This window comes from Paramuribaculum intestinale (assembly GCF_003024925.1).
Taxonomy (GTDB): domain Bacteria; phylum Bacteroidota; class Bacteroidia; order Bacteroidales; family Muribaculaceae; genus Paramuribaculum; species Paramuribaculum intestinale.
Genome location: NZ_PUED01000212.1, coordinates 1 through 3,711 on the forward strand (window position 1 = coordinate 1; position 3,711 = coordinate 3,711).

The 3,711-nt window shown below is 52.8% G+C and carries 4 protein-coding genes; 1 reads left to right on the forward strand and 3 read right to left on the reverse strand.

What is annotated here, in order from left to right; all coding sequences use genetic code 11:
* Window positions 1–711 (forward strand): tetratricopeptide repeat protein (locus C5O24_RS11695; protein WP_107681875.1); only part of this gene is annotated, 711 nt, incomplete at its 5' end.
* 205 nt (window positions 712–916) lie between these two features.
* Here the strand turns inward: C5O24_RS11695 and C5O24_RS11700 are convergent.
* The 3 genes from C5O24_RS11700 to rfbA form a co-directional block, all read right to left on the reverse strand.
* A complete protein-coding gene (locus C5O24_RS11700) occupies window positions 917–1,621 on the reverse strand; it encodes a Crp/Fnr family transcriptional regulator (RefSeq protein WP_107035574.1) in 705 nt (234 codons plus the stop codon).
* A gap of 220 nt (window positions 1,622–1,841) precedes the next feature.
* The gene (gene rfbC, locus C5O24_RS11705) at window positions 1,842–2,408 is read right to left on the reverse strand and encodes a dTDP-4-dehydrorhamnose 3,5-epimerase (RefSeq protein WP_107035575.1); all 567 of its coding nucleotides are present in this window, start codon (window positions 2,406–2,408) and stop codon (window positions 1,842–1,844) included.
* Between the two features lie 11 nt (window positions 2,409–2,419).
* Window positions 2,420–3,322: a glucose-1-phosphate thymidylyltransferase RfbA gene (gene rfbA, locus C5O24_RS11710; protein ID WP_107035576.1), complete on the reverse strand. Its 903-nt coding sequence runs from the start codon at window positions 3,320–3,322 to the stop codon at window positions 2,420–2,422.
* Window positions 3,323–3,711: the final 389 nt, after the last annotated feature.

A 3,711-nucleotide genomic window follows, 5' to 3' on the forward strand; every position in this document is an offset into this window, starting at 1 on the left:
ATGATGGACTATGCCGCAAAGGAAGACTGGCCTGCTGCAGAAGCGGCCGGAGCAAAGCTTTTCGGTCATCCCGACGCAGAGTACATCCCCAATGACTATATCCTTTATGGCGACGCTCTCGCAGAGCAGGGCAAATATGAGGAAGCCGTGAAGACTTTCGAGAAGGCCATCGAGCTAAACCCCGACAAGCCTGAGCTGCTGCCGAAGCTGAGCCTCGTCCACGACCGCGCGGGCAACTCCGAAAAGGCTGTGGAGGTGATGAAGCAGTATCTTGATGCAGGCAACGGCTCGCTCAACGACATCATTAACATGGGTCGCCGCTATGCATCTCTGGCACGCAAGCTCGAAAAGGGCACTCCTGAGCGTGTGGCTGCCGCCGATGAAGGTATCAAGTACTACGACAAGGCTCTGGAGCGTGTGTCGGACAATGCCGTTCTCTATCGTCTGAAAGGTGAGATACTTCTTGCTCGCAACGACGACAACCCCAATGCCGAGATCGCCGCTCTCTATGAGAAAATGCTTGAGCTGCTCAATGCCGATCCGGCCAACCGTGAGTCGCAGGTCGCATCATATCGCGCCGCCGACTACGTGCTCGGCATCTACTACTCTGATGTAGACAAGGCCAAGGCCAAGCAGTATCTGGAAGACTATCTGAAGATCGATCCGGAAAACGAGGGCATCAAGAAACTCTATGAGACTCTCGGGAACTGATAAAGGTTGTCTGTAACAGATCGAATTATGACGCTGCGTCGGCAATGCCGGCGCAGCGTCTGTAGTTTCAGGGGCGTGCAATGACGCTTATCCGGTGTCACCCGTCGGTATAATTTGCCGTTGTGTGAAAAAAAAGCAGGCAATACGTCAGGGTTCTGACCGTCTGACATATTGCCTGTTGTGTTTATATATACGTTGTCGTTTGTCAGCCGAAGCGGCTGATTTTTACGAGCGTCTTTTCGTCAATGATTTTTATGGTACGTCCGTCGACCACTATGATGCGTTCGTTGCCGAAGTCGGTCAGCGTGCGTATGGCGTTGGCGGTGGTCATGTTCGACAGGTTGGCGAGATCCTGGCGTCCCATATATACCCTGATGGTGGTGCCGTCCTCTTCATATCCGTAGCTGTCTTTGAGAGCTATGAGCGCTTCGGCAAGGCGGCCTCGCAGATGCTTCTGAGTGAGGTTGACTATGTTGGTGTCGGAGCGTCCGAGATTGTGCGACAGTTCGCGGATGAAAAACCATGCAACACTGATGTTCTGGTCGATGAGCTCCTTTACTACGGTCATGGGTATCGTTCCCAGTATCGACGGCTCGATTGTGGCGGCGGTTGACACGTATGACTCTTCGGCAAAGAAGGCTCTGTAGCCGAAATATTGCACAGGTCTGATAAGCCGCAGTATCTGTGTGCGGTTGCCGGCTCCGTCCTTGTAGAGCTTGGCTTTGCCTTTAAGCAGACACCAGAGATATTCCGGATCTTCGTTCTCGGCGTAGATTATCTGATTTTTCTTGAAATGATGTATGGCAAAGTTGTCGGTGATCTTGCGTTTCTCGTCGGCATTTAGTATCGTCCAGATTTCCGACAGATCTTCGCTCATCACCTTCTCAAGAGCGGCTCTTACTTTGTTCATGTCGTCGCTGATTGGGTTGGGGGCTGTCTTTCTTAAAGTCCAATGTGTAAAATGCTGACAAAAATATGCATTATTTTTCACAATTAGAAGCGGATGTGGTTAAAACTGCTTAAAATGTGAAGTTAGATGTGCAGGCTGTAGTATTGCGGCAAGTATGCCAAAAGACCCTGTGCCGATCAGTCGGTCGATACAGGGTCTTTCTGTGTGAATGGGTCGGCATTCAGAATTCGCCGTAGATAAACGGCGACTCAAACTGCTCAAGCAGTGGATGGCGGGTATCCTTTTCCGACAGTATCGCCGTCGATGGATCGATGCGCCAGTCTATGCCGAGAGCCGGATCAAGCAGCGATATGCCTCCGTCGGCCTGCGGGGCGTAGTAGTTGTCGCATTTATACTGGAATACGGCTGTTTCGCTCAGCACTGCAAAGCCGTGTGCAAATCCGCGTGGCACGAAAAACTGCAGATGATTGTCGGCGGTGAGCTCCACTGCCACATGATGGCCGTAGGTGGGCGATCCGCGGCGTATGTCGACAGCTACATCGAGCACGGCACCCTCCACGCATCTGACGAGTTTGGCCTGGGTGAACGGCGGACGCTGGAAATGGAGGCCGCGCATCACTCCGCGGGCCGAACGGCTCTCATTGTCCTGCACGAACTGAATGTCGCGCTGCATCAGCTGATTGAGGTCGCGCTGTGAGTAGCTTTCGAAGAAATATCCGCGGGCGTCGTCAAAAACTCGCGGCTTAAGGATCACTACTTCGGGTATCTGTGTTTTGATAAGTTCCATGTGTGCGTCGGTTAGTCGAGATTTTGCATTCCGGTGCGGTCGAGTTCGTCGATCACTTTCATTAGGTAGCGGCCGTATTGGTTTTTGAGCATCGGACGTGCGAGTTCCTCCATGCGCTGGCGGTCAATCCATCCCTGCCGGTAGGCGATGCCTTCGAGGCAGGCTATCTTGAGACCCTGACGCTTCTCAAGCACTTCCACGTAGATCGAGGCTTCGGCGAGGCTGTCGTGGGTACCGGTGTCGAGCCATGCGAATCCGCGTGGCAGGGTGCGCACGCGGAGGGCGTCGGAGCGGAGAAATTCCTGATTTACCGATGTGATCTCAAGCTCGCCGCGGGCCGACGGCTTTATGGAGGCGGCCACGTCCACCACCTTGTTGGGGTAGAAGTAGAGACCCACCACAGCGTAGTTTGACTTCGGATGCTCAGGTTTTTCCTCAATGGAGAGACACCGGCCGGATTCGTCGAATTCGGCCACGCCGTAACGCTCCGGGTCGTCGACCCAATATCCGAATACGGTGGCCAGTCCGCGCTCTGCGTCGGCCACAGCCTCTTTCAGCAGTCCTGAAAATCCGGCTCCGTGGAAAATGTTGTCGCCCAGCACCAGACAGGCCGAATCGTCACCGATAAAGTCGCGTCCTATGATGAAGGCTTGCGCGAGTCCGTCGGGCGAGGGCTGCTCGGCATATTCAAGATGTATGCCGTAGTCGCTGCCATCGCCGAGCAGACGCCGGAAGCCGGGCAGATCCTGAGGTGTGGAGATGACAAGTATGTCGCGTATGCCCGCAAGCATAAGCGCCGAGATCGGATAGTAGACCATCGGTTTGTCATAGACCGGTAGGAGCTGTTTGCTGACTCCTTTTGTGATGGGGTAGAGGCGTGTGCCGCTGCCGCCTGCAAGTACGATTCCTTTCATAATGGTGCAAATATATGTAGAATTCGCGAGACTATGGCAATAAATGGGGAATAAAGTAATGTGTTGAGAGTTTGGAGAGATCGGCGTTGTTCGTCCGAAAGGTGCTTTTGGAGGACAATTGTCTAAATTTATATAATACGGATTTTGAGAAGGATTGTCAGATGGATTTTTGTTTGTGATGAGGGAGTGTAGCCGTAGCTACGTGACCGGGGAGCAAACAAAAAGACGCTGAAAAGACTCTCAAAAGCAAAGTGATATAAATTTTAGAGTATGTTTGAATTTCACTTCTATTCACTCAAAGAGGATTTTCGGAGAGATTCGCGTGAGTTGATGAGGGAGCGATGCGGGCATCGTGACCGATGAAACTTGACGCGAATCGCCCGAAAAGA